The organism is Roseateles sp. (assembly GCF_031397715.1).
Classification (GTDB): domain Bacteria; phylum Pseudomonadota; class Gammaproteobacteria; order Burkholderiales; family Burkholderiaceae_C; genus Paucibacter_A.
On record NZ_JANNMI010000147.1, the window covers coordinates 1 to 23,283 of the forward strand.

Consider the following 23,283-nt stretch of genomic DNA (forward strand, 5'->3'; position numbering starts at 1 on the left):
GTGCAGTGAGTTCGGCGCCAGCCCCAAGTCGCGAGCAGCGCAAGGCAGTCGGCCCGCCAGGGCCGACCCCCAAGCCATGAGCCCGGTGGCGCCCCGAGCTGCCGTGCCTCCCGAGGAAGCGCCATGGACGGCTCCGGGCACATTGCCGACATTGCCGTTGCATCAAGCAGGACGCTGCGCCTCGCCGCTGCCAAACCCGTGCCATGCACCCGCCGAGGTGTGCTGATGCAAGCTGTGCTGGCGCACACCGTAAACTCCGCCAGAATCTTCACCGCCATGGCTCACGGCATGCAGACGCATGACGCACAGGTGGCAGCTTACTTAGGCGCAGCTCAAGAAAAGCAGGGCATATGGTCAATGAGCAAATGAGTCGACTCCGCAATGTGGTCTACAGCAGCGTTTTGCTGCTGATCGGCGGCTGGCTGCTGGTCATGGGCAAGAAGATCTTGATTCCGGTGGTGGCCGGGGCGGCGGTGGTTTATGTGTTTGTCGGCCTGACGCATTCCTTGCGCAGGCTTTCCTTTCGCGGCCACATGCTGCCTTTGCGGCTGAGCTATGTGCTGGCACTGGCCTGTATCGGACTGGCGCTGACGTCTATTTTTTATTTGGTGGCGGCAAATTTCGAGCAAATTTTGCTACGGGCGCCGGCTTACCAACAGGCCTTGCTGGTCGGCATTCAAAAGCTGGCGGTGCTGGTGGGCATCGAGAACGAGCCGACCTGGACCACGCTGCGCCAGGATTTTTTCGCGCAAATCAATCTGCAAAGCCTGCTGGGCTCGATGGTGATCTCGGTCTCGTCCTTGCTGTGGGCGATTGTGGTGGTGATGCTGTATGCGACCTTTTTATTGGTCGAGATGCGCTCATTCCCGACCAAGGTCGATGCCATCATGAATAGCCGGGGCGGGGCCCAACGGGCGCGCCAGATTGGCCAGCGCATCAATGGGCGGATTGGCGCTTACCTGTCGCTGAAGGCGATTTTGAGCGTGCTGCTGGGGGCATTGAGCTGGGCCATCATGGCGCACTACGGGCTTGAATTTGCCCCGTTCTGGGCCTTGCTGATCGGCTTGCTGAATTTCATTCCCTACATCGGCTCCGTCCTCGGCTTGCTGCTGCCGTTGGCCATGGGCATCGCGCAATTTCAGGACCCCGGCATCATTGTGCCGATGATGTTGGCCTTGAGCCTGGCGCAGTTTGTGATCGGCAATTTTCTTGACCCCTACATGATGGGGAATTCACTCAATTTGAGCCCGCTGGCGATACTGCTCAGCTTGGCCGTTTGGTCTGAGCTGTGGGGCGTCGCGGGTGCCTTTTTGGCCGTGCCCATCAGCGCCGTGATCGCCATCATTTGTTCTGAATTTGCCAGCACCCGTCCGGTGGCGGTGTTGCTGTCTCAGAACGGCCAGCTGTAGCCGCGCGCATGCATAAGTTGTTCAGGAAAATCGCAGGTTTGTTGCGCGCGGCGGCAGTCAACTGGGTGCGTGACTACGCGCAAAGCATGGGCGCGGCCTTGGCGTTTTACATGATCTTCTCGATTGCGCCGCTGTTGCTGATCGTGATTGCGGTGGCCGGTGCGGTGTTCGGCGAGGAGGCCGCGCGCGGCGAAATCTATGATCAGCTGCAAGCCTTGCTGGGCTCACCCGGCGCAATTGCCGTGCAAGACTTGATCGAAAGTGCGGGGCGGCCGAGTGAAAACTTGATGAGCGCAGCGTTTGGTCTGCTGTTTCTCTTCATCGGCGCCACCTCGGTTTTCACCGAGTTGCAAGACGCGCTGAACCGCATTTGGCGGGCGCCACAAAAGGAAAAAGTGTCCGGGTTGTGGGCGTTGCTGCGGGCCCGGCTGTTGTCATTCGGCATGATTCTGGGGATCGCATTTTTGCTGGTGGTGTCGCTTGCCTTCAGCGCCGGCTTGGCCGCCCTGAGCCGCTGGTGGGACCCAAGCTCGGTGGGCTGGCTGACGCTGGCGCGAATCAGCGAGCTGGCGCTGGGGCTGGGCCTGACGACCTTGATTTTTGCGCTGATTTACAAAACCATGCCCAGGGCGCGGGTGCAATGGGCCGATGTTTGGGTCGGTGCTTTGGTGACCTCGCTGCTGTTTGTGGCGGGCAAAACCTTGATTGGCAGCTATATCGGCCACAGCGGTATCTCGACCGTCTTCGGCGCCGCCGCTTCGCTGATCGTGGTGCTTTTGTATGTCTATTACTCAGCGCAGATTTTCCTGTTCGGCGCCGAATTCACCTGGGTTTACGCGCATCAGTTCGGGTCGCGCCGTGGCCAGCCCTTGTTCGCCGGCATTGAGACGCTGAACGAGCCCTTGGGCAGCCAAGCGGCGTCTGATGACACGCGCTGAAGCCGCTTGAAGCCGCTTGAGGCCGCTCAGCGACAAGGCGCGTCGGCTTCATTCGCACAATGACTGCCACAGATGCTGCGCAGCATAAGCCCGCCATGGGCGCCAGGCCTGCGCCCGTTCGCTCAATTCTTTGGCGTTGGGGCGGCTGCCCGTCAACCGTTCCATCGCCTGCATCAACCCCACATCGCCGGCCGGGAAGGCGTCGGGTTCGCGCAGTTGGCGGATCGCGATGTATTGCGCCGTCCAGTCACCAATGCCGGCTAGGGCACGCAGTTTCTCCAGACCCTCTTCCAGGCTGGCGCCGGCGCTCAGCAGCTGAGGATTGGCCAGCAGGGCGCTGGCCACACGGCTCAAGGTGGCGGCGCGGGTTTTGGGCATGCCCAGCGCCGCCAGCTCGGCGCCGGCCAAGCGCTCAGGGCCAGGGAAGACATGGCTGAGGCCGTGCTGATAGAGGGCGTTTTCGGTCAGCGGCACGCCGTATTGGGCGACCATCTTGGCGGCCAGTTTGATCGCCGCACCGACGGTGATCTGTTGCCCCAAGACCGCGCGCATCGCCAACTCGAAGCCGTCCCAGCTGCCGGGCACACGCAGACCGGGACGTGCTTGCGTCAATTTCTCCATCAAGGGGCAGGCTGCGGACAACTGCTCTTGAATGACGGCTGGATCTGCCGCCAGATCAAACATGCGGCGCAGCCGCGCAATGATGGCGGGCAGGGCGGCCAAATTGGGGAATCGGATGATGAGGCGCAGCGCTTGGCTCTGCGCCTCATCGCACACGCTCACGCTGCCCTGCACCCCATCCAAGCAAAAGCTGCGCGTGTAGACATCGCCTTGCACCGTCTCGATACCGGGGATGGCGCGGGCCTCCAAAAAGCCCAACATGGCCGGCCAGTCATAGGGCGGGCGGTAGCGCAGCAGCAGGCTGACCTCACCCTGCGGGCCGGCCGAACGGTCCCCGGCCTTGCTGCGCCTGAGGGCGCCCGGTGGCCGCGCGAACAGTTGTTGGAACACCTCATTGAAGCGGCGAATGCTGCCGTAACCGGCCGCAAACGCAATCTCGGTCAGCGGCAGCTGGGTTTCGTGCAGCAACTGCTTGGCCAGCAGCACGCGGCGGGTCTGCGCGACCGTGTTCGGCGCCGCGCCGACATGCTCGGCAAACAGACGCCGCAGCTGGCGCTCGCCGACGCCCAGCTTGGCGCACAGGCCGGCCAGGTCGGCACCGTCCAGCTCGCCGGCTTCGATCAGGGCCAGCGCGCGCGTGACGGTGTGTGAGACGCCGGTGTTGGAGACGCCGCGCCAGGCGCCGGAGTCGGGCGCCGCCTCGGGGCGGCAGCGCAGGCAGGGGCGAAAGCCGGTTGCCTGCGCGGCCGCGGCCGTCGGCATGAAGACCACGTTGGCTGACTTGGGCGTGCGCGCCGGGCAGATCGGCCGGCAATAGATGCCGGTGGTCTTGACGGCAATGAAGAAGCGCCCATCGAAGCGGGCATCGCGGCTGGCCAGGGCGCGGTAGCAGGTGTCGTGATCCAAATTCATGGCCGCGATCGTCGGGGCTTCAGCCACGGCTGTCTAGCGGTTTTCGGACGCGACCGTGCGCGCCCTACCGGCGCAGCCTTCGCCTATTTCAATGCGCGGCAATCACGCCGCAAGCGAGGCGCGCGCCCGAGTTGCCGGTGGTCTGGGTGGCGTAGTCATCCGGGGCGATATGAACAATCACGCTGCGGCCGTTGATGCTGACCGGGCCGGCGGCCACGGTCGGGCCATGCAGCATGAACTTCTGATCGACAACGCCCTTGGCGTCGGCCTTCAGGGCCGGCATATCGCCGGCGTGGTGGGCTGCGTTTTGCGGGCCGTGCGGCTTGCCGTCCGGGTTGAAATGGCCGCCGGCGCTGGTGCCATCGGTGCTGGCGCAGTCGCCTTTTTCATGCAAATGAAAGCCATGCTCGGCATTCGCCTTGAGCCCGCTGAGCTTGGCATGCACCATCAGGTGGCCGTCCTTCTCATGGAACATCACCAGGCCGCGCACGTCGTGGCCCTGCGTTGGCGTCAGCGAGGCGACCGCCATGCTCCCCATCCCCATCCCCATCCCCATCCCCATCCCTGCGCCGGCAGCATGTTCATCAGGCTTGGCTCCGGGCGTGCTGCAGGCGCCGAGGGTGAGAGCGGCAGTGAGAGCGAGCAGTCGAACTGGGGTGCTGAAGGTGTGCATGAGAAACTCCGTTGGGCGAATTGAGTGAGGATGACTTTAGCCCTTTTGAAGGACGACTGCCGCCGCCCGAGCAAACAAGGGGTTAGCCGATGAGGCCCTGAATCAAATGAAGACCTTGACCACTTTGACCACCTTGACAACGGCCAGGCTGCAGCTTGAGCCCATCTGCGATGAGCATCTGAGCGCCTTGTTCGAGCTCAACTCTGACCCTGAGGTGATGCGTTACATCACCGGCAAGCCCGACAGCCTAGAGGACACGCAAGCGATGATTGATCGCTGCAAGGTGCGCTGGGCCGAATGGGGCTACTCGTGGTGGGCCATTTTTGAGCGCGCCAGCGGTGCCTTGATTGGTGCCGGCGCGATCCAGCACTTGGGTCACGATGCGGCCAATCCGCTGGAGATCGGTTGGCGTTTTCGTAAGGATAAATGGCGGCAGGGCTTTGCCTCCGAGGCGGCGCGTTGCATGGCCGGCTTTGCTTTCGAGGCGCTGAATGCGCCGCGCCTGCTGGCCGTTTGCCATCCGCAAAACACCGGCTCGTCCCGGGTCATGCAGCGTCTGGGCATGAGCTATCTGGGCATCGAGCCCTGGTACCAGATGGACTGCGCCGTGTATGAGCTCAGCGCGGACGGCTGGCGGGCGGGCCAGCGCTGACGCAATCCTGGGCCAGCGCTTGACTTGGTTCAGCTTTTCTTGGCTCAGTTTTTGGGACGTGACTCAGACGTCAGGTCGTAGACATGCACGCCGTGCGCTTTGCGTTCGCGATTCAGCCAACGCGGTGCGTTCAAGGGGGTGCTCATATCGCTGCGCCCGGCCTCTCAATGCTCGTTCATCGACAGGCGCGAAAACTCATCGTCTTTTGACTGCGTTTCGTAATGCTTGCTGCGATGGATCAGTTGGACGACGTCGACCGAGCCGTCACGGCGCAAGCCGGCCAGAGCAAGTAGGTCCGGGTCGTTTTGCAGATCCGCCGGCAGCTTGGCGGTCCAGCTCCACCTTGGTGTTCAAGCGGGTGCGGCTGGAGAAGCGGATGTCTTTCTCGCGCTGAAACTAGGGCGCGCCCTCGCTGAGCCAGCGAATCAAGGTTTCGGCCATCTCGGGGCCAAGCCGCTCGTGAACGGCGATCGGATGCAGCAAGGCGTGGGCCCGCAACTTCTCGGCTGCTTGTTTGATGGCCAAATCATTGCCGCGCAATTTGCCCGCCTGTTCGGCCAGACGGGCCATGGTCGGCGCGCCGTTGCGCTGTGAGGCGCTGTGGCAGTTGTAGCAACCCATATCGGACGCCAACTGCTGGCTCGACCAACTTGGGGCCGCCGCCAGAGCCAGGCCCAATAAAAGGGACTGCCTGACTATCAAAGCCAATTTTTTCATCGCGTGCTCCTCGGAACTTGAATAGGCCACTCGCCCGCAAGCTACTTCAAGACCGCGCCGTCGGCGTCGACCACTCGGGTCGTGATGGCGATGCCTTGCGCCACGCTTTGGGTGACGGTGCAGTAAGACTCGAAGCTGTCCAGCACGCGCTGCAATTTGTCCAGTTGCGCGGCCGCTACGCCCAAGTGCAGCGTGGCTTGCATGCTGAGCACGCGCATGCGGCCGTCGCCATTGCGGCCGACCTCGGCCAGCACCACGCAGCGCATGGGCTCGGGCGCTTGCTTGAATTTGCGCAAGGCAAACAGCAGCGAGTCGCTCAAACAATTGCCCACCGCGGCGCACAGCAGCTGCACCGGCGTTGGCCCTAGGCCGCTGCCCAACGGCGCCGGCTCATCACTGGTGATACTGGGCATGTCAGGGCCGAAGTCGATCTCGAAGCGGTAGTCGCGTTGCTGGCGCAGTTCGACGCTGACGGTTTTTTCTTCGCTCATGAAGATGCTGTGCAGCGGTTTAGCGCTTGGCTGCCGCGGCGGCGTTCGCACGCTCGCCATCTTCGCGGATGTGCTTAAGGAAATAGCGCAAAAAGAAGGCACCCATGCCCAGCATGAAGGCAAAGCCTGCGACGCTCATCAAACCCACGTCGGTGGTGAACAATTCCCTGAGTGCGGCCATAGTGATCTCCGTTGTGACGCCTTGATTGGGCGCTCGGTCGGCGCTGCCGGCTTTGATCGGTATCAAGGAGCGACATCAATGCGCCGCGACCACCCTTTTGTGCTTGCCGCTGCGCCCGAGTTGGCGCGGCATGTCAGCGCCAACGCTGATGGGACAGTCGGCGCCGCCCTGCGAGCGAATGAAGTCCCGCAGCACGCGGCGGTAGCGCGTGCGCGCGGCCGCGCTGTGGTCGGCACCGGCCCCCAAGCTCAAGCGCAGGCCGGCGTCGGGCAATGGCTGCAGCTGCTGCAGCTGGAAATCGAACAGCCCGGCACCTTCCTCCAACACCGTGGTCAGTGCCAGCGGCAGCAAGCTGATGCTGTGGCCATCCGGTCCCGGCAGGTTCAGCATATCGTCGCGCCGCCCCTGCACCTCCACCACCGGCAGGTGGGAGCCGCAGGCGCAGGCCTGGACGCTCAGCGTGATGCTGTCGCCCAGATCAAAGCGGATCAAGGGCTGCACATGATTGGCCAGATTGGTCAGCAGCGTGCTGTGCGAGGCTTGGCCGGCGGCAACCGGCTGGAGGGCCGCGTCGACCGGCTCCAGCAACACCCAGTCGGCATTGATATGCAGGCGGCCTTGCGCGCATTCCCAGGCCACGGCCAAAAACTCCGAGGCGCCGTAGCTATTGCGCAGCGCGCAGCCGAACGCCGACGTGATGCGAGCGCGCATGGGCGCGGTCAGCGTTTCACCGCCGGTCCAGATTTCCTGCGGCCGACATCGCAGCTCACCGCGCTCAAAGGCCTGCGCCAGCAGCAAGGCGGCGGTCGGGTAGGTGGCGATGATGCTGGGCGCGAAGGCATTGAGTTGGTTCAGCAGCTCGGGCGTGGGCTGCAGGATGGAGAAGCTGCGCCACTGCCGGGTCATCCAGGCCTGCGACTGGCGCAGGCGTTGCACCGACACATGGCTGGCGAAATGCCCATCCACAGCGCCGACAAACGCGAAGCGCTCGCTCAGGTAGAGCGGATCCCAGAGCCTGAGCCAGGGGCGCGGCGATTGGCGGCGCGTCGCCTCCAGGTTGTCATAGACCGCCATGGCGGCCGGGTCTTGCACATAGATGCCCGCCCGGCCGCTGCTGCCCGAACTCTCCCACACGGTGTAGCGACCCAGATAGCGCTCGGCGACGCGCTGCGGGTCGCGGCAGAGCGCTTGCAGGCCGGCCAGCGTCAGCTGGGGGTCGGCCACAAACTGCTCGAAGCGCTGCATCAGCATGGTTTTGCTGAGCACCGGCAAGGCTCGCAGGCGCAGCGTCTCCAGGTCCTGCTCGCCCAGCAATCGGCCGTAAAACGGCGTGGCCCGCGCGGCCTGCAAGAGCGCCAGCAGCCGCTTCGATTGAAGCGCGGCGAGGGCCTCAGTCTGGCCAGGTTTGCCGTACATAGTCGCCTGGCGCAGCGCCCAGTCGCATATTGGGCGGGCTGGCCTTGGGTTTGGCCTTGACTGACGAGCGCGCGGCCAGCCAGTCATGCCAGGCCGGCCACCAGGAGCCGCTTTGCGTCTCCAGACCTTGGCCCCATTGCTGCTGGGGCAGCCAGGCGCCATGGCGCGGGCGGGTGTCCAGCCGGTAGCTGCGCCCGGCGTGGCCGGGCTCGGAGATGATGCCGGCGTTATGCCCGCCGCTGGTCAGCACAAAGGTGATCTCGGCCTCACACAAATGGTGCAGCTTGTAGACCGAGCGCCAGGGCGAGACATGGTCACGCTCGGTGCCGACCAGGAAAATCGGCGCTTCGATATCGCTCAGCGACACGCTGCGCCCGTCAACCCGGTAGCTGCCGGTAGCCAGGGCGTTGCGCAGATAGAGCGCGGTCAAGTATTCGTGGTGCATGCGGGCGGGCATGCGGGTGGTGTCGGCGTTCCAGTCCATCAAATCGGTGTGCGGCTCGCGTTCGCCCATCAGGTATTCGCGCATGCGACGGGTCCAGACCAGGTCGCGGGAGTGCAAGAACTGGAACGAGCCGGCCATTTGCTCGCCGCTCAGATAGCCCTTGCCGCGGGTGATTTCGTCGACATAGCCGATCTGGCTTTCGTCGATGAACAGACCCAACTCGCCCGGCTCGGAAAAATCGGTCTGCGCCGCCAGCAGGCTCAGCGAAGCCAGCTCGGGCAGATGCTCAGCGCCGGCCACGCGAGCCTGCTCGCCGCGCCGGCCCAGTGCCGCCGCCGCAATCGCCAGCAGCGTGCCGCCCAGGCAGTAACCCATGGCATGGACGGGCCGCGCCTTGCCGTGAATGGCGCCAATGGCGCGCAGCGACTCGAACACGCCCAGCCGCAGGTAGTCGTTCATGCTCAGCTCATGGTCGCTGGCATCCGGGTTGCGCCAGGACAGCATATAGACCTGGTGCCCCTGTTCGACCAGGAAACGCACCATCGAGTTGTGCGGCGACAGGTCGAGGATGTAGTACTTCATGATCCACGACGGCACGATCAGCAGCGGCTCCGGGTGCACCTGCGGGGTCTGCGGGCTGTAGCGAATCAGCTCAACCAAGTGGTTACGCATCACCACCTCGCCGGGCGTGATGGCCACGTCGCGACCCGGCAAATGGCGCCGCTGTGTTGCGGCACCGGAAATAGCAGTGGCGCCGCTGACGTCCTCCAGCCAGTTGCGCGCGCCTTGTGCGAGGTGGGCGCCCCCGCTCGCCACGGCGTCTTGCAAGACCACTGGGTTGCTCGCCAGCCAATTCGCCGGCGCCAGCATATTCAAGGCCTGGCGGGCAAAAAACTGCGTCATCTCGGCATGATGAGCGCTCATGCCGGGCATGAGCGCGGCCTCTGCCCAAAAGTCCTCGCTTTGCCTGAAGCCCTGGCGCAGCGCCGCAAACGGCCATTGCGCCCACGCGGGGTGGCGAAAACGCGGGTCTTCGTCCTGCGCGCCGATGGCCAGGCGGGCCGAATTGTCAGCGCCGTCGGCGCCGCCTGTGCCGGGAACGGCGTGCTGAAGCGACTGCTTCGCCAGCTGCGCGCCCAGCGTGGCCAGCTCCAGCTGGCGGCCCGGCGAGACCGCCAGATGCCAGGCCCAGTCCGCCAGCGCCAAACTCAGCGCCACCGGCGACAGGCCTGCCGTCAGCGGCGCTGCGCTGGCGTGCAGCAACCGGTCCAGGCGTTGGGTTGCGGACTCCACGCTGCGCGCGGGGTGGGGCTCGTTGAGGGGGCTGAGGTTGGGCTGCATAGGCCCGATTTTGCAGGCCTTGCCGCTGCCCGCCTTTGATTTAGGGCAAGGCCCAAGTTTGGCGGCGCCTATGCGCTCACAAGTCGTCCAGAACGGGCCGCAACAAATCGTCCCACTGTTCGACGTCGGCCAGGCTGACGCTGAGCCATTCCAGCGCTTTGGGCGCGTGCGCCGCCCAGTCAGCGTCCTCGGGCAGACCTTCGTGCAAACGCATCAAATGCTCGGCAATCAAGCCGGCCGCCACCAGGGTGTGCACCTCGGGCTCCACGAAGCGGTCGCCCAGCGACCGCAGGTCGTGATGCAGACGGATGCCGGCCATCAGTTCGGGCGCCATGTTCCAGGCTCGGGCCAGCAAGGCACCGGCCACCGCATGGTCGGTGCGGTGGTTGGCGTTCTCGGTCGCAATATAGGAGCGGTCGACGCGGGCCGCGGCCTCCACCATGGTGGAGCCATAGCCGCGCACGCATTGCAGCAGGACCGGCATGCCGACATGGCAAAACAAGCCGTAGGTATGCGCCAGGTCCACCGACAAGCCCGGCAATTGACGCGCCACAAAGGCCATTGCCGAGGCGCGCTTGGCCGAGCGTTCCCAGAACCGCGCCAAGTGCGGGCTGTTGACGGGGATGGCATTTTTCAGCAAAAAGCCCGTCATGATGGCGCCGGTTTCCCTCAGGCCGATGCGGGTCATCGCCTGCCCGACGGTGGTGCAAGGCATGCCGTCGGCGATGTGCACGGGGCTGTTGGCGGTACGCAGCAGCGTGGCCGACATCGCCACATCGCTGGCCGCAATGCGTGCAACTTCGTTCAAATCGGGCTGCGCCTGCGCCATCGCCTGCTGCAGGCGAGCCAGCAAGGCGGGGCAGGGCGGAATCACGATGGTCTTGAGCGCTCCGCTCTGGCGTGAATTGTCAATTTCTTGGCGGATTGAGGAGATGCTCATTGAATAGGGGTCTTTTAGGCGCGACTCCAGGGCTGAGCCCGTTGCTCAGCCTGTAAAGTGTTTCGCATTATCAGCACAGTCCGCGCCCGTCGAAGCGGTTCTGGCCAGCAGACCCGACCAAGCCCGCTCCAGCATGGCCTTTTGCCGCCGTAGTTCTCATTCCAACAAGCTCACGCGGGCTTGGGGCCTGCTGCTGCTTGCTGCGCTCTGTTTGTGGCCCTGCCTGGCGCTGGACAATGCGCGCTTGCTGGAGTCGGCGGCCAAGTTCAACCCGCGTACCGTGGTGGAAGCGCAGGCCTTGCTGCAGGCGATCGAGCGGGCCGCGCTGTTGGAGGAGGTGCCGCGGTTGGCAGCCATCAACAGCTATCTGAATCGCCGCATCGAGTTCCACGAGGACATCGATGTCTGGGGCAAGCTTGACTTTTGGGCCAGCCCCTTGGAGGCGCTGGACAAGGGCCGCGGTGACTGCGAGGACTACGCGATCGCCAAGTATCTGAGCCTGATCGCGGCCGGCATGCCGGTAGCCAAGCTGCGCATGGTCTATGTGCGGGCCAGCTTGGGCGGGCGTTCGCTCGCGCACATGGTGCTGGCCTACTATGCCGAGCCGGGCGCGGAGCCGCTGATTCTGGACAATCTGATCATTGATGTGCGCCCCGCCTCGCAGCGGCCTGATTTGCAGCCGGTGTTCAGCTTCAACGGCGAGGGTTTGTGGCAAGGTGTCGGGGCCACCTCGGCCGGCGACCCCTTGGCGCGGCTGTCACAGTGGCGCGAGTTGCTGGCCAAGGCCCGCGCGGAAGGGTTTTAGAAAAAATGTTGGTTAGCAAAATAATTGATGGGGAAACACCATGTCCTTGATGCGTCAAGTCTGGTTGCTGGTCTTGGGCGTGGTCTTGCTGGCCCTGGTCGGCAGCGTGGCCGTGTCGACTTTTTCGACCAAGCAACTGCTGCAAACACAGCTGCAGATCAAAAACAGCGACAACGCGGCCGCGCTGGCGCTCGCGCTGTCACAGCAGCGGGGTGATGCAGAACTGATGGAGTTGCTGATCTCGGCGCAGTTCGACACCGGCTATTACCAAAGCGTGGTCTGGCGCAAGGCCGACGGCAAGCTCGCGTTCGAGCGCCGCACCGCCGCCAAGCCGGGCACCGCACCGGCCTGGTTTGTGGCCATGCTGCCGATCGCCGTGCAGCCCGGCGTGGCGCAGGTGTCGAACGGCTGGAACGCGATCGGCTCGGTCGAGGTGCTGTCCCATTCGGCCTACGCACATGACGAGTTGTGGCGCAGCCTGACCCGCATTGCCTTGTTGTTAGGCGGGCTCGGCCTGCTGGCCTGCGTGGGTGCCTACCTGGCCTTGCACCGCATCCACCGCCCGCTGGCCAACGCGGTGGCGCAGGCGCGCGCCGTCGTCGAGGGCAGCTTTCAAATCATCGACGAGCCCCATGTGCCCGAGCTGAAGGGGCTGACGCGGGCCATGAACGCGATGGTGCTGCGGGTCAAGAACATGTTCGAGGCGCAGGCCGATCAGCTGCAGGTGCTGCGCGTGCAAGCGCATTGCGACCCGCTCACCGGCATGAGTTCGCGCAAACACTTTTTGGCCGAACTGGACTCGGCGCTGACCCGCGATGAAGGCCCGCTGCATGCCGGCTTGGTGCTGGTGCGCTTGCGTGACTTGGCCGGCCTCAACCAGCGCCTGGGTCGCCCGGCCGTGGACCAGGCCTTGCAAACCATGGCCAAGGCGGTGCTGGCCTATCCGGAGCGTGTGCGTGGCTGCCTAGCGGGCAGACTGAACGGGGCCGATTTTGCGCTGTGGCTGCCCGCGCCCGATGTGGCGGCCGAGACGGCGCAGGCGCTGGCCGATGCTCTGCAGGCCAGCTTGCCGGCCTTCGGCGGCGGTATTCAGGTGGCGCTCGGGGCGGTGAACTTGCCGCGTGAGTCGGCCCTTAGCGTTTGGTTTGGTGAGGCCGATGCGGCGCTGGCGCGGGCAGAGAACCAGCCCGGCTTTGTGGTTGAGGCGATCAATGCCGCCAGCTTGCAGCAGCGTGCCCAGGGCGAGCGGGCCTGGCGGGCGCAGATCATTGAAGCGCTGCAAGGCCGGCGCGGCCGGCTGTTGCAATACCCAGTGCTGGACCGCGAGGGGCGGGTCTTGCACCTGGAATGCCCGCTGCAACTGCAGTTGGAGGACGCAGGCGAGTTCGAGCCGGCCACGCGCTGGTTGCCGCTGGCGGTGCGCAGCCGCTTGACGGCCGATGTGGACCTGCTGGCGGTCTCGCTGGCGCTGGAGGCGATCGCCAAAGACGGCCAGCAGCGCTGCGTCAATATCGCGCCGGCTTCGCTGCTGGACGGCAGTTTTGTGGCGCGCCTGCGTGACCAAGTCTTCCACGCACCACAAGCCGCCCGCAAGCTGGGTCTGGAGCTGGCCGAGAGTGCCGCCACGCATCACTTTGATTTGCTGTTCGAGATGGGCCGGCAGCTGCGCCCCTTGGGTGTCAAGTTAGGCATTGAGCACGCCGGCGCCGGCTTGGCGCAGGTCGAGCGCCTTTATCAAGCGGGATTGGACTATGTGAAGCTGGATGTTTCGGTGGTCACCGGCGTGTCCGGCGATGCGGCGCGTGCCGCTTTTGTGCGTGGCATGCTGGTAATGCTGCGCAGCCTGGCGCTGAAGGTTTACGCCGAGGGCCTGCGCGATGCGATGGACGTGCAGGCGCTGTGGGACTGCGAGCTGGACGGGGTGACCGGGCCGTGGGCGACAGCGCGTGTCAAGCCGTAAAGATCGGTTCAGACGGCTGGCCCTTGCCGTTGCCGTTGCCGTTGCCGTTGCCGTTGGAGTTGCCCTCGCCTTTGTACTTCCCGGCGCCGCGCATGCTGCGCCGCCAATCACCCGCTTCAATGTCGTTTTGCTGCAGCCCAGCGCGGTGCTTGAGGAACGTGTGCCCGATATCGACGCGATGGCCGGCTACGTCAAAGCGGTCGAGCTGGCGGCGCGCGAAGCCGTCGTCAGCAGCGGTGCACAACAAGCGGTCGGCGGCTTCATCGTGATCGCGGTGCGGCCCGGCGGGCGCTCGAATGTCTGGCTGGATTTTGATGCCCTGTTGGACCTGTCACTCAAACAACAGCTCGCCAGCCGAGTCAGGGCCGTCAAACCCTTCGAGGTGATCAAGGGTCCGGTCGTGTTTGCCTTGAATGTCAGCACCTGGGGCGCCAAGGCGTCCAAGCGCATCGCGCCGGCACCGCAGGAGTGGAAGGCCTTGCCGCGCAATGGCAGCGAAGCGTTGGAGGTTGGCGAGCTGGTCGAGCGCCTCTGGAGCGACTAGCCGATATCGCCGCAGTGCAAATCGAAGGGACGGCCCAAACGCCGGTCTTCAAAAAAGTTTTTGAGGGTTTCGCGCACGGTCCGAAACGCCAGCTCGTCCCAAGGGATTTCGTGCTCGTGGAAGAGCTTGGCCTCCAGCGTCTCGGGGCCCGGATTGAATTGGTCCGACAGCAGGCGGGCGCGGTAATACAGGTGGATCTGCCCGACCTTGACCACATTCATCAGACAGTACAGCGGCTGCAACTCGATCTGCACGCCGGCTTCTTCATCGGTCTCGCGCTGCGCGCCCTCGGCCGCCGTCTCGCCCAGCTCCAAAAAGCCCGCCGGCAAGGTCCAAAGACCGTGGCGCGGCTCGATCGCGCGCCGGCATAACAGCACCTGCTCGCCATAGACGGGCAGGGTGCCCACCACATTGATCGGGTTTTCGTAATGGACGGCGGCGCAGGCCGTGCAGGTGGCGCGTTCGCGGTTGTCGTCGGCCGGCACTCGGTAGCTGACCGCGGCACCGCAGCTGGGGCAATGTTTGAAGCGTTTGGGGTTCCACATGGATGCAGTTTAGCCGGCAGTCATGGCATCATGCCGACCTATGGAACTCTTCAATTACTTTCGCTCCTCGGCCTCTTACCGTGTGCGCATTGCGTTGGCGTTGAAGGGGCTGGATTACGACTACCGTGCCGTTCATTTGGCCAAGAATGAACAGTTCGACCCGGCCTATGTCAGCGCCTCGCTGTCCAAGCTGGTGCCGCTGTTGCGCGACGGCGATGCCGTCGTGAGCCAGTCGATGGCCATCATCGAATACCTCGATGAAACCCATCCGCTGCCGCCGCTCTTGCCGGCCGACCCATTGGGCCGCGCCCAAGTGCGCGCGCTGGCGCAAGACATCGCCTGCGAGATTCACCCGCTCAATAATCTGCGCGTGCTGCGCTACCTGAACAAGGAGATGGGTGTCGACGAGGACAACAAAAACCGCTGGTACCGGCACTGGGTCGAGACCGGGTTGGAGGTGGTGGAGCTGCGCCTGAAGGCCGGCGCCGGCCGCTTCTGCCATGGCGACACGCCTGGCTTGGCCGACTGCATGCTGGTGCCGCAAATCTTCAACGCCCAGCGCTTTGACTGCCGGCTGGGCCATGTGCCCGAGGTGATGCGGGTGTTCGCTAACTGCATGGCGCTGGACGCCTTTGCGAAAACCCAGCCCTCGGCCTGCCCCGATGCCGAGTGAGGACCTGGGTTCTGGCCTGCATGCCGATTGGCTGCGGCCCGACTGGGCCACCTCAATGCCTGGCGTGCGCGCCTTCATGAGCACGCGGGCCGGTGGCGTTAGCGTCGGCCCGTTCGAGAGCATGAATGTGGGCGCGGCGGTGCAAGACGAGCCGGCCGCGGTGGCCGAGAACCGCCTCCGAGTCGACCGGGCGCTGGGCGCCAAGGCGATCTTTTTGCAACAGGTGCATGGCAGCGCGGTGGTGCGTTTGAACTCTGCCCATGCTTTGCGCGGTGCCCCGGCGCCGCTGGCCGATGCCAGCGTCAGCACCTCGGTGGGTCTAGCGGTGGCGATTCAGGTGGCCGACTGTCTGCCGGTCTTGTTCGCCGCGCCCGGCGGCGTGGCCGGGGCGCATGCCGGCTGGCGCGGGCTGGCCGGTGGCGTGCTGGAGAACACGGTGGCGGCACTGTGCCAGGCGGCCGGCTGCCGGCCGGCTGAGGTGCAGGCCTGGCTGGGCGCCTGCATTGGCCCGGCGGCCTTTGAGGTCGGCCCCGAGGTGTTGGCGGCTTTTGGCCTTGAGCCGCTGGCCTTGTCGAGCGAGTACTTCCGGTTTCGGCCCAATGCAGCCGGCGCAGCGCGCTGGCGCGCCGACTTGGCTGGGCTGGCGCGCCAGCGTTTGCTGCGGCTGGGCTTGAGCCATATCAGCGGCGGCTCCTGGTGCACCGTCAGCGACGCCTCACGTTTCTTTTCTTACCGAAGGCTGCGGGTCAGCGGGCGCATGGTCGCCGCCATTGGCTTGGTCTGAGTCGGCCTGGGCCTCGGCTCGTTGCAGCTGCTCCTGGCGCTGGCGGGCCTTTTTGCGATGCGGCGTACCCAGCAGATACAAGACGATAGAGATTGGCAAAACCCCGTAAAGCAGCAGCGTCACGATGGCGCCCAACACAGTTCCTTGGCTACTGGTGGCTTCGACCAACGCCATCATCAAGGCGACATAGCCCCAAGCCATTGCGATCAGATACATGGTTAGTCATTAGCGAGTAAGACGCGAAGGTTACAACAAGGTCTGCGATGATGAGTTGGCATGGCTATCGCGCTAGGGCCATGACACCAAACGCACACTTGTTTGAGGAAAATCATGACCCGTAAGACGAAAGCCGCTACCGCCGCTACCGCCGCTACCGCCGCTCAGGCGACCGCCGCTGAGCCGATTCCTGTTGCCGCGGCCGCCGCAGCAGCGGCCGCATCAGCGGCCGCCGACTTGGGCGAGATGTGGAAGACCTTGGCCGGCCTGCAAATCCCCGCCGCGTCCTTGGCCGAGTTGCAAAGCAACTACCTCAATCAAGCCACCGCGCTGTGGAATGCTTCGCTGCAGGGTAGTTTGGGCGATCAGGCCCAGGCCCCAGCACCGAAACCGCTGGCCGACCGCCGCTTTGCCAACCCGGCCTGGAGCGCCAACCCGGCCAGCGCCTTCATGGCGCAGCTCTATTTGCTCAACGCCAACACCTTGCAGCAAATGGCCGACAAGGTCGAGGGCGAAGATAAAGCGCGCGCGCGTGTGCGCTTCGCCGTGCAGCAGTTTGTTGACGCCGCCTCGCCGAGCAACTTCCTGGCGCTCAACCCGGAGGCACAGGCCTTGGCCTTGGAAAGCAAGGGTGAGTCGCTGAGCAAGGGCATGCAGCTGCTCTGGGATGATTTGCAGCGCGGCCATGTCTCGCAGACCGACGAAAGCGCGTTTGAGGTTGGCCGCAATGTCGCCACCACGGCCGGCGACATCGTGTTTGAGAACGAGTTCTTTCAGCTGATCGAATACAAGCCGCTGACCGACAAGGTGTTCGAGCGCCCCTTGCTGTTTGTGCCGCCTTGCATCAACAAGTACTACATCCTCGATCTGCAACCCGACAACTCGCTGATCCGCTATGCGGTGGCGCAGGGCCACCGGCTGTTTGTGGTCAGCTGGCGCAACCCGGACGCGTCCTGCGCGGCCTGGACCTGGGATGACTACATCGAGCAGGCCGCCATCAAAGCGATCAGCGTGGTGCAGGAGATCAGCGGCGCCAAGACCATAGACACCTTGGGCTTTTGCGTAGGCGGCACGATTTTGTCGACCGCCCTGGGTGTGCTGGCGGCGCGCGGTGAGCAGCCGGCCGCCAGCGTCACCTTGCTGACCACCTTGATCGACTTTGCCAGCAATGGCATCCTGGATATTTTTGTCGACGAGCCCTCGGTGAAAAAGCGTGAAGCCACCATTGGCCTGCAGTCGCCCAAGGGCCCGGGCCTGTTGAAGGGCCAAGAGCTGGGCAGCACCTTCAGCATGTTGCGGCCGAACGATTTGGTCTGGAACTATGTGGTGGGTAACTACCTGAAGGGTGAGGCGCCGCCCGCGTTTGATCTGCTGTACTGGAACGGCGACGCGACCAATATGAGCGGGCCGATGTATTGCTGGTACTTGCGCCACACCTATTTGCAAAACGAGTTGAAGATCCCCGGCCGTTTGACGGTCTGCGGCGAGCCGCTGGATCTGGGCAAGATTGAAGCGCCGGTCTATGTCTACGGCTCGCGCGAGGACCATATCGTGCCCTGGGAGGCCGCCTACCGCAGCACGCAAGTGTTCAAGGGCGAGCGGCGTTATGTGCTGGGCGCGTCCGGCCATATTGCCGGTGTGATCAACCCGCCGGCAAAAAACAAGCGCAGCCACTGGCTAGGCCCGTCGGCGGCGCTGCCTGCCACAGCGCAGGAATGGCTGGCCACGGCCACCGAGCAGCCCGGCAGCTGGTGGACCGATTGGTCCGAGTGGTTGGCGGCGCATGCCGGTGCGCAAAAACCGGCGCCGAAGGCGCCAGGCAATCGCAAATACAAGGCGATCGAGCCGGCGCCGGGGCGTTACGTCAAGCAAAAAGCTTGAAGCCGGCTTGCCATTGCCTGAGCTATTATTCATCTGATAACTTGTTACTTACAGCACAGTTGGAGTTCTTATGACCGATATCGTGATCGTCTCTGCGGCCCGTACCGCGATTGGCAAGTTTGGCGGCACGCTCGCCAAAACCTCGGCCGTTGACTTGGGCGCCACCGTCGTGCGCGATCTTTTACGCCGCAGCGGCCTCGACGGCGCGCAAATCAGTGAAGTGATCCTGGGTCAGGTGCTGACGGCCGGTGCCGGCCAGAACCCGGCGCGCCAGACCGTCATCAAGTCCGGCCTGCCCAACACCGTGCCCGCGATGACCATCAACAAGGTCTGCGGCTCCGGCCTGAAGGCGGTGATGCTGGCGGCGCAAGCGATCCGTGACGGCGACGCCGAGATCGTCATCGCCGGCGGCCAAGAGAGCATGAGCTTGAGCGCCCATGTGCTGCCGGGCTCGCGTGACGGCCAGCGCATGGGTGACTGGAAGCTGGTCGATACGATGATCGTCGACGGCCTCTGGGACGTCTACAACCAGTACCACATGGGCATCACGGCCGAGAACGTGGCCAAGCAATACGGCATCAGCCGTGAGGCGCAAGACGCGCTGGCCTTTGCCTCGCAACAAAAGGCAGCGGCGGCGCAGGACGCCGGCCGCTTCAAGGACGAAATCGCCGCGGTCACGATCCCGCAAAAAAAGGGCGACCCGGTCGTCTTTGACGCCGATGAGTTCATCAACCGCCGCAGCACCGCCGATGTGCTGGCCGGGCTGCGCCCCGCCTTTGACAAAGCCGGCAGCGTTACCGCCGGCAACGCCTCCGGGCTGAACGACGGCGCCGCCGGCTTAATTCTCATGAGCGCGGCCAAGGCCGCCAGCCTGGGGCTGACGCCGCTGGCCCGCATCGCCTCCTACGCCTCGGCCGGGCTTGACCCGTCCATCATGGGCATGGGCCCGGTACCTGCCGCCAAGAAGGCGCTGGAGCGCGCCGGCTGGAAGGCGCAGGACCTGGATCTGCTGGAAATCAACGAAGCCTTTGCCGCCCAAGCCTGCGCCGTGCACCAGCAAATGGGCTGGGATCTGTCCAAGGTCAACGTCAACGGCGGCGCCATTGCGCTGGGTCACCCGATCGGCGCGTCCGGCGCCCGCATCCTGGTGACGCTGTTGCACGAGATGCAGCGCCGCGACGCCAAGAAAGGCATTGCTTCGCTGTGTATTGGCGGCGGCATGGGCGTGGCGTTGACGGTCGAACGTTGAGCTTGAGCTTGAGTAGCCTGGCCCGACTAGTGACAAACCCGGTGACAAACCCGCTTTGATGCGAAATTAGGGCCAACCCGCTTGACCCGGACCCGCACATGCAGGAGTCTGGGCGAGCAAGCATTTTCTTAAGAGACAGGAGACAACTATGAGTCAAAAAGTAGCTTACGTAACCGGTGGCATGGGCGGTATCGGGACCTCGATGTGCCAGCGCCTGCACAAGGCAGGTTTCAAGGTGATCGCCGGTTGCGGACCCAGCCGTGACTTCGATAAATGGCTGAGTGAGCAGTCCGCGCTGGGCTATAACTTTTTCGCCTCGGTCGGCAATGTGGCCGATTGGGACTCCACCGTCAAGGCCTTCGCCAAGGTCAAGGCCGAACATGGACCGGTCTCGGTGCTGGTCAATAACGCCGGCATCACGCGGGACGGCTTGTTCCGCAAGATGAGCCGTGACGACTGGGATGCGGTGATGAACACCAACCTGAATAGCATGTTCAACGTCACCAAGCAGGTGATCGAAGACATGCTGGAAAAAGGCTGGGGCCGCATCATCAATATCTCCTCGGTCAACGGTGAGAAGGGCCAGTTCGGCCAGACCAACTATTCGGCCGCCAAGGCCGGCATGCACGGCTTCACGATGGCGTTGGCGCAAGAAGTTGCAGCCAAGGGCGTGACGGTCAATACCGTCAGCCCCGGCTATATCGGCACCGAGATGGTCAAGGCGATTCGCCCCGATGTGCTGGAGAAGATCGTTGCCACCATCCCGATCAAGCGCTTGGGCACGCCCGAAGAAATCGCGGCCATCGTCGCTTGGTTGGCTGGTGACGACTCCGGCTTCACCACCGGCGCCGACTTCAGCTGCAATGGCGGGCTGCACATGGGGTGATCGAGGTTTGGGCCAACCGCTGGTGGCTTGAACTAACAATGCGGGGGCTGCGGCCTCCGCTATTTTTTTGGGTGTCACGCAATAATGCCAAAGTGAGCTGAACCGAACGAGGACATGTGATGGCAATGGACGTAGTCGACTTTGAAATCAAGGGCGCGGAGATGCAGTTCGTCGAGATCGAGCTCGATCCCGGCGAGGCGGCCGTTGGCGAGGCCGGCAGCATGATGTTCATGGACTCTGGCATCCATATGGACACGGTGTTTGGCGACGGCGCGCCGCAGCAGGGCGGCTTCTTCGGCAAGCTGATGGGCGCGGGCAAGCGCTTGGTGACCGGTGAGTCCTTGTTCACCACCGTTTACACCAACCAGACCGGCATCAAGCAGAAGGTCGCCTTCGCCGCCCCCTATGCGGGCAAGATTTTGGCTATGGACTTGCGCCAGCTTGGCGGCACGCTGATCTGCCAGAAAGACGCTTTTTTATGCGCGGCACGCGGCGTCTCGCTCGGCATCGCGTTGCAGCAGAAGATCTCGACCGGCTTTTTCGGCGGCGAAGGTTTCATCATGCAAAAGCTCGACGGTGACGGCCTGGCCTTTGTGCATGCCGGCGGCACCGTCGTGCGGCGCACGCTGCAGGCCGGCCAGACCCTCTTGGTCGACACCGGCTGCGTGGTCGCCTACACGCCCAATATGTCGTTCGAGATTCAGTACGTGGGCAAGATCAAGACCGCCTTGTTCGGCGGCGAGGGCTTGTTCCTGGCCAAGCTGACCGGGCCGGGCGAGTTGTGGCTACAAAGCCTGCCGCTGTCGCGGCTGGCCTCGCGCATCTTCGCGGCGGCTCCGCAGCGCGGCGGCAGCCGGGAGGAGGGCTCGATGCTCGGCGGCCTGGCCGGCATCGGCGGCGTCGGGATTTTGGGTGGTTTGTTGAGCGGGGACAATGACGCGTAGCGCTGAGTGCCGCTGACGAACGAAAGGCAAGCGCGGCCAACTACACTTGGAGCGTCGTGTTTTTGTGCTGATTGCTTCCCTTCAAGGACTCCCTGATGTCGTTTAAGTCCTGGCCCCATTTCGCAGCGGCCCTGAGTTTGTGTTCATCCCTGGCCGCCGCGGCCGCCGGCCCCAACAAGCCGATCTTTGTTCTGAACTCACTGGACGCCGACATCAGCGTGGTCGATCCGGTCAGCTTCAAGCAGATCAAGCGCATTCCGACCGGCAAAGAGCCGCATCACCTCTACCTGTCGCCGGACGAAAAGTCCTTGCTGGTAGCCAATGCCCTAAGCGACTCGTTGACTTTTCTGGACCCCCGTAGCGCCGAGGTTCAGCGTGTGGTGCATGGCATCCAGGACCCCTACCACCTGCGCTTTTCGCCCGATATGAAGTGGCTCATCACCGCCGCCAATCGGCTCGATTACGTCAACTTCTACAGCTGGACGCCGGCCAATAAAAACGAGCCCTTGAAGCTGGTCAAGCGCATCAGCGCCCCCAAGACGCCCAGCCATCTGGCGATCGACAGCAAGAGCAGCACGCTGTATGTGAGCCTGCAAGACAGCAATGAGTTGTTGGCCGTGGATTTGGCGACGCAGACGCCGCGCTGGAAGATTGCGGTCGGCGAAATGCCGGCCGACATCTTCTTGACTTCTGACGACAAGCACATCCTGGTGGGTTTGACCGGCGACTCGGTGGTTGAGGTCTACGACGTCAGCGCGCCCGGCAACACCGGTGCAAAGCTGATCAAGCGCCTGCCCACCGGCAAGGGCGCACACTCCTTCCGCGCCTGGGGTGACCGGCGCCATGTGCTGGTCAGCAACCGCGTTGCCAACACCATCAGCAAGATTGATACCGAAACCTTCACCGTCGTCGATCGGTTCCCCGGCCCCAGTGGCCCGGACGATATGGAGGTGATGGGTGACGGCAAAACCCTCTTGGTGACCTCGCGCTGGGCCGGCAAGCTGACCATGATCGATACGCAGACCAAGAAGGTGGTGCGCCAGGTCAAGGTCGGCAAGTCGCCGCACGGGGTTTACACCCTGGATCATCAGCCACGCCAATGACGCGACGCGCATTTTTGGCGGCTGCGTTGGTGACTTCGCTGGCCATGGCGCTGCCGGTGCTTGCGGCCCCGCCCTGCGCCAAGCCGGTATTTTTGAGCTTCGACACCGGCCATATGGGCGTGGCGCCCTTGATCGCCGAGACCTTGCAGCGCTTCGACGCGCGCGCGACCTTTTTTCTCGCCAACGAACCCACCAAGAGCGGCGGCTGGACGCTGGATGAAGCCTGGGCGCCTTGGTGGCGCGAGCGTGCGGCCGAGGGCCATGATTTTGGCGCCCACACCTGGAATCACGACACCTGGCTGGCCGATCTGCCGGCGCCGGGCCAGACCGAAGTCACGCGCTTCAAGGTCAGCACCGCTGCCGGTGTGCAGGTGCCGGTGCGTCAAGAATTGACGGCCGAGCAATATTGCGCCAGCCTCAAGCAGGTCAGCGCGCGCTTTGCCGAGATGACCGGCCAAGCGATGGGGCCGATCTTTCGGGCGCCGGGCGGCAAGACCTCGCCGGCCCTGCTGGCTGCCGCGCAGAAGTGCGGTTATGTCCATGTGGGCTGGAGCGCGGCGGGCTTTCTCGGTGACGAGCTGCCCAGCGACAAGTACCCCAATCAGCAGCTGCTGGAGCGGGCGTTGAAGGCCGTCAAGCCGGGTGATATTTTGATGGCCCATCTGGGCATCTGGTCGCGTCAGGACGCGTGGGCACCGGCGGTGCTGGAGCCGCTGCTGCAGGGGCTGCAGGACCGTGGCATGTGTTTTGCGCCGCTGCGCGAGCATCCGCGCTATCGCGTGCTGTTCAAAATGGCCGGTGTGCTGAAAGAGGCCCAGCGTGATTGAATTCTTCAGCGATGGTTTCGGTGCGCTGCAGCTACTGCTGTACGAGTCGCTGGTGCAGCCGCTGGTGTTCGGGCTGGGTGGCGGCAATCTGCTGGAGGATGCATATGCCGCCACCGGATGGTTGCTGGTG

26 protein-coding genes are annotated in these 23,283 nt (G+C 64.1%); 15 read left to right on the forward strand and 11 right to left on the reverse strand.

Going from position 1 to position 23,283, the window contains the following annotated elements:
* Positions 1–123 precede the first annotated feature (123 nt).
* The 3 genes from RMO57_RS06240 to RMO57_RS06250 are packed head-to-tail and all read left to right on the forward strand — an operon-like array spanning position 124 to position 2,347.
* Positions 124–369, forward strand: a complete 246-nt coding sequence (locus RMO57_RS06240) for a hypothetical protein (RefSeq protein WP_310385193.1) — start codon at positions 124–126, stop codon at positions 367–369.
* Positions 366–1,409 carry an AI-2E family transporter gene (locus tag RMO57_RS06245; protein ID WP_310385195.1) on the forward strand — a complete coding sequence of 348 codons (1,044 nt, stop codon included), beginning with the start codon at positions 366–368 and terminating at the stop codon, positions 1,407–1,409. Before RMO57_RS06240 ends, RMO57_RS06245 begins: the two co-directional genes overlap by 4 nt.
* 8 nt (positions 1,410–1,417) lie before the next feature.
* A complete protein-coding gene (locus RMO57_RS06250) occupies positions 1,418–2,347 on the forward strand; it encodes a YihY/virulence factor BrkB family protein (protein ID WP_310385196.1) in 930 nt (309 codons plus the stop codon).
* A 48-nt stretch (positions 2,348–2,395) separates the two neighbouring features.
* Here the strand turns inward: RMO57_RS06250 and RMO57_RS06255 are convergent, their stop codons facing one another.
* Together RMO57_RS06255 and RMO57_RS06260 are read right to left on the reverse strand one after the other, a co-directional pair.
* Positions 2,396–3,880, reverse strand: coding sequence for a DNA-3-methyladenine glycosylase 2 family protein (locus tag RMO57_RS06255; protein WP_310385198.1), 1,485 nt, complete (start codon positions 3,878–3,880; stop codon positions 2,396–2,398).
* Between the two features lie 88 nt (positions 3,881–3,968).
* Positions 3,969–4,409: a superoxide dismutase family protein gene (locus RMO57_RS06260; RefSeq protein WP_310385200.1), complete on the reverse strand. Its 441-nt coding sequence runs from the start codon at positions 4,407–4,409 to the stop codon at positions 3,969–3,971.
* Between the two features lie 250 nt (positions 4,410–4,659).
* Here RMO57_RS06260 and RMO57_RS06265 point away from each other — a divergent pair, with 250 nt between their 5' ends.
* Entirely contained in the window at positions 4,660–5,205 is a 546-nt protein-coding gene (locus RMO57_RS06265; RefSeq protein WP_310385202.1) for a GNAT family N-acetyltransferase, read from the forward strand.
* Positions 5,206–5,369: 164 nt separating this feature from the next.
* Here the strand turns inward: RMO57_RS06265 and RMO57_RS21975 are convergent, their stop codons facing one another.
* The 7 genes from RMO57_RS21975 to RMO57_RS06295 form a co-directional block, all read right to left on the reverse strand.
* Positions 5,370–5,480: a DUF3734 domain-containing protein gene (locus tag RMO57_RS21975; RefSeq protein ID WP_414896380.1), complete on the reverse strand. Its 111-nt coding sequence runs from the start codon at positions 5,478–5,480 to the stop codon at positions 5,370–5,372.
* Positions 5,481–5,601: 121 nt separating this feature from the next.
* Positions 5,602–5,922: a hypothetical protein gene (locus RMO57_RS06270; protein ID WP_310385204.1), complete on the reverse strand. Its 321-nt coding sequence runs from the start codon at positions 5,920–5,922 to the stop codon at positions 5,602–5,604.
* Between the two features lie 41 nt (positions 5,923–5,963).
* Positions 5,964–6,413 carry an OsmC family protein gene (locus RMO57_RS06275; protein WP_310385205.1) on the reverse strand — a complete coding sequence of 150 codons (450 nt, stop codon included), beginning with the start codon at positions 6,411–6,413 and terminating at the stop codon, positions 5,964–5,966.
* 19 nt (positions 6,414–6,432) lie between these two features.
* On the reverse strand, positions 6,433–6,594 hold the full coding sequence (locus RMO57_RS06280) for a DUF3149 domain-containing protein (RefSeq protein ID WP_310385207.1): 162 nt from the start codon (positions 6,592–6,594) through the stop codon (positions 6,433–6,435).
* A 75-nt stretch (positions 6,595–6,669) separates the two neighbouring features.
* The gene (locus RMO57_RS06285) at positions 6,670–8,010 is read right to left on the reverse strand and encodes a phenylacetate--CoA ligase family protein (RefSeq protein ID WP_310385209.1); all 1,341 of its coding nucleotides are present in this window, start codon (positions 8,008–8,010) and stop codon (positions 6,670–6,672) included.
* Positions 7,985–9,796, reverse strand: a complete 1,812-nt coding sequence (locus tag RMO57_RS06290; protein ID WP_310385212.1) for a PHA/PHB synthase family protein — start codon at positions 9,794–9,796, stop codon at positions 7,985–7,987. The genes RMO57_RS06285 and RMO57_RS06290 overlap by 26 nt, the downstream gene beginning before the upstream one ends.
* Positions 9,797–9,872: 76 nt before the next feature.
* A complete protein-coding gene (locus RMO57_RS06295) occupies positions 9,873–10,736 on the reverse strand; it encodes an HDOD domain-containing protein (RefSeq protein WP_310385214.1) in 864 nt (287 codons plus the stop codon).
* A gap of 133 nt (positions 10,737–10,869) precedes the next feature.
* Between RMO57_RS06295 and RMO57_RS06300 the strand changes: the two genes are divergently transcribed.
* From RMO57_RS06300 to RMO57_RS06310, 3 genes are all read left to right on the forward strand, one after another.
* Positions 10,870–11,541: a transglutaminase-like cysteine peptidase gene (locus tag RMO57_RS06300; protein ID WP_310385215.1), complete on the forward strand. Its 672-nt coding sequence runs from the start codon at positions 10,870–10,872 to the stop codon at positions 11,539–11,541.
* A gap of 40 nt (positions 11,542–11,581) precedes the next feature.
* Positions 11,582–13,501 carry a LapD/MoxY N-terminal periplasmic domain-containing protein gene (locus RMO57_RS06305; protein WP_310385217.1) on the forward strand — a complete coding sequence of 640 codons (1,920 nt, stop codon included), beginning with the start codon at positions 11,582–11,584 and terminating at the stop codon, positions 13,499–13,501.
* A gap of 127 nt (positions 13,502–13,628) precedes the next feature.
* Complete coding sequence (locus tag RMO57_RS06310) at positions 13,629–14,045, forward strand: hypothetical protein (RefSeq protein ID WP_310385219.1); 417 nt, start codon at positions 13,629–13,631, stop codon at positions 14,043–14,045.
* On the opposite strand, the gene RMO57_RS06315 is transcribed toward RMO57_RS06310, so the two are convergent.
* Complete coding sequence (locus RMO57_RS06315) at positions 14,042–14,590, reverse strand: NUDIX hydrolase (RefSeq protein WP_310385220.1); 549 nt, start codon at positions 14,588–14,590, stop codon at positions 14,042–14,044. The two genes, RMO57_RS06310 and RMO57_RS06315, sit on opposite strands and share 4 nt — an antisense overlap.
* Positions 14,591–14,630: 40 nt before the next feature.
* Between RMO57_RS06315 and maiA the strand changes: the two genes are divergently transcribed.
* Both maiA and pgeF read left to right on the forward strand, forming a co-directional pair.
* Entirely contained in the window at positions 14,631–15,263 is a 633-nt protein-coding gene (gene maiA / locus RMO57_RS06320; RefSeq protein WP_310385222.1) for a maleylacetoacetate isomerase, read from the forward strand.
* Complete coding sequence (gene pgeF, locus RMO57_RS06325) at positions 15,253–16,047, forward strand: peptidoglycan editing factor PgeF (protein WP_310385224.1); 795 nt, start codon at positions 15,253–15,255, stop codon at positions 16,045–16,047. Before maiA ends, pgeF begins: the two co-directional genes overlap by 11 nt.
* Here the strand turns inward: pgeF and RMO57_RS06330 are convergent.
* Positions 15,979–16,263 carry a hypothetical protein gene (locus RMO57_RS06330; protein ID WP_310385226.1) on the reverse strand — a complete coding sequence of 95 codons (285 nt, stop codon included), beginning with the start codon at positions 16,261–16,263 and terminating at the stop codon, positions 15,979–15,981. The genes pgeF and RMO57_RS06330 overlap by 69 nt on opposite strands.
* A gap of 114 nt (positions 16,264–16,377) precedes the next feature.
* Here RMO57_RS06330 and phaC point away from each other — a divergent pair, with 114 nt between their 5' ends.
* The 6 genes from phaC to RMO57_RS06360 all read left to right on the forward strand — a co-directional run bounded on the left by phaC (position 16,378) and on the right by RMO57_RS06360 (position 23,153).
* Positions 16,378–18,144, forward strand: coding sequence for a class I poly(R)-hydroxyalkanoic acid synthase (gene phaC, locus RMO57_RS06335; protein ID WP_310385228.1), 1,767 nt, complete (start codon positions 16,378–16,380; stop codon positions 18,142–18,144).
* A gap of 70 nt (positions 18,145–18,214) precedes the next feature.
* The gene (locus RMO57_RS06340; protein ID WP_310385230.1) at positions 18,215–19,393 is read left to right on the forward strand and encodes an acetyl-CoA C-acetyltransferase; all 1,179 of its coding nucleotides are present in this window, start codon (positions 18,215–18,217) and stop codon (positions 19,391–19,393) included.
* 148 nt (positions 19,394–19,541) lie between these two features.
* Positions 19,542–20,279, forward strand: a complete 738-nt coding sequence (gene phbB / locus RMO57_RS06345; protein ID WP_310385231.1) for an acetoacetyl-CoA reductase — start codon at positions 19,542–19,544, stop codon at positions 20,277–20,279.
* A gap of 119 nt (positions 20,280–20,398) precedes the next feature.
* Positions 20,399–21,223 (forward strand): TIGR00266 family protein, encoded by an 825-nt coding sequence (locus RMO57_RS06350; RefSeq protein WP_310385232.1) that lies wholly within the window; start codon positions 20,399–20,401, stop codon positions 21,221–21,223.
* A 95-nt stretch (positions 21,224–21,318) separates the two neighbouring features.
* Positions 21,319–22,326, forward strand: a complete 1,008-nt coding sequence (locus tag RMO57_RS06355) for a YncE family protein (RefSeq protein WP_310385233.1) — start codon at positions 21,319–21,321, stop codon at positions 22,324–22,326.
* On the forward strand, positions 22,323–23,153 hold the full coding sequence (locus RMO57_RS06360; RefSeq protein ID WP_414896381.1) for a polysaccharide deacetylase family protein: 831 nt from the start codon (positions 22,323–22,325) through the stop codon (positions 23,151–23,153). Before RMO57_RS06355 ends, RMO57_RS06360 begins: the two co-directional genes overlap by 4 nt.
* Positions 23,154–23,283 lie beyond the last annotated feature (130 nt).

Bases quoted from the DNA above. Each gene is read 5' to 3' on its own strand.
- RMO57_RS06240 (WP_310385193.1), top strand. From the start codon at position 124: ATGGACGGCTCCGGGCACATTGCCGACATTGCCGTTGCATCAAGCAGG.
- RMO57_RS06245 (WP_310385195.1), top strand. From the start codon at position 366: ATGAGTCGACTCCGCAATGTGGTCTACAGCAGCGTTTTGCTGCTGATC.
- RMO57_RS06250 (WP_310385196.1), top strand. From the start codon at position 1,418: ATGCATAAGTTGTTCAGGAAAATCGCAGGTTTGTTGCGCGCGGCGGCA.
- RMO57_RS06255 (WP_310385198.1), bottom strand. From the start codon at position 3,880: ATGAATTTGGATCACGACACCTGCTACCGCGCCCTGGCCAGCCGCGAT.
- RMO57_RS06260 (WP_310385200.1), bottom strand. From the start codon at position 4,409: ATGGCGGTCGCCTCGCTGACGCCAACGCAGGGCCACGACGTGCGCGGC.
- RMO57_RS06265 (WP_310385202.1), top strand. From the start codon at position 4,660: ATGAAGACCTTGACCACTTTGACCACCTTGACAACGGCCAGGCTGCAG.
- RMO57_RS06270 (WP_310385204.1), bottom strand. From the start codon at position 5,922: ATGAAAAAATTGGCTTTGATAGTCAGGCAGTCCCTTTTATTGGGCCTG.
- RMO57_RS06275 (WP_310385205.1), bottom strand. From the start codon at position 6,413: ATGAGCGAAGAAAAAACCGTCAGCGTCGAACTGCGCCAGCAACGCGAC.
- RMO57_RS06280 (WP_310385207.1), bottom strand. From the start codon at position 6,594: ATGGCCGCACTCAGGGAATTGTTCACCACCGACGTGGGTTTGATGAGC.
- RMO57_RS06285 (WP_310385209.1), bottom strand. From the start codon at position 8,010: ATGTACGGCAAACCTGGCCAGACTGAGGCCCTCGCCGCGCTTCAATCG.
- RMO57_RS06290 (WP_310385212.1), bottom strand. From the start codon at position 9,796: ATGCAGCCCAACCTCAGCCCCCTCAACGAGCCCCACCCCGCGCGCAGC.
- RMO57_RS06295 (WP_310385214.1), bottom strand. From the start codon at position 10,736: ATGAGCATCTCCTCAATCCGCCAAGAAATTGACAATTCACGCCAGAGC.
- RMO57_RS06300 (WP_310385215.1), top strand. From the start codon at position 10,870: ATGGCCTTTTGCCGCCGTAGTTCTCATTCCAACAAGCTCACGCGGGCT.
- RMO57_RS06305 (WP_310385217.1), top strand. From the start codon at position 11,582: ATGTCCTTGATGCGTCAAGTCTGGTTGCTGGTCTTGGGCGTGGTCTTG.
- RMO57_RS06315 (WP_310385220.1), bottom strand. From the start codon at position 14,590: ATGTGGAACCCCAAACGCTTCAAACATTGCCCCAGCTGCGGTGCCGCG.
- maiA (WP_310385222.1), top strand. From the start codon at position 14,631: ATGGAACTCTTCAATTACTTTCGCTCCTCGGCCTCTTACCGTGTGCGC.
- pgeF (WP_310385224.1), top strand. From the start codon at position 15,253: ATGCCGAGTGAGGACCTGGGTTCTGGCCTGCATGCCGATTGGCTGCGG.
- RMO57_RS06330 (WP_310385226.1), bottom strand. From the start codon at position 16,263: ATGTATCTGATCGCAATGGCTTGGGGCTATGTCGCCTTGATGATGGCG.
- phaC (WP_310385228.1), top strand. From the start codon at position 16,378: ATGACCCGTAAGACGAAAGCCGCTACCGCCGCTACCGCCGCTACCGCC.
- RMO57_RS06340 (WP_310385230.1), top strand. From the start codon at position 18,215: ATGACCGATATCGTGATCGTCTCTGCGGCCCGTACCGCGATTGGCAAG.
- phbB (WP_310385231.1), top strand. From the start codon at position 19,542: ATGAGTCAAAAAGTAGCTTACGTAACCGGTGGCATGGGCGGTATCGGG.
- RMO57_RS06350 (WP_310385232.1), top strand. From the start codon at position 20,399: ATGGCAATGGACGTAGTCGACTTTGAAATCAAGGGCGCGGAGATGCAG.
- RMO57_RS06355 (WP_310385233.1), top strand. From the start codon at position 21,319: ATGTCGTTTAAGTCCTGGCCCCATTTCGCAGCGGCCCTGAGTTTGTGT.
- RMO57_RS06360 (WP_414896381.1), top strand. From the start codon at position 22,323: ATGACGCGACGCGCATTTTTGGCGGCTGCGTTGGTGACTTCGCTGGCC.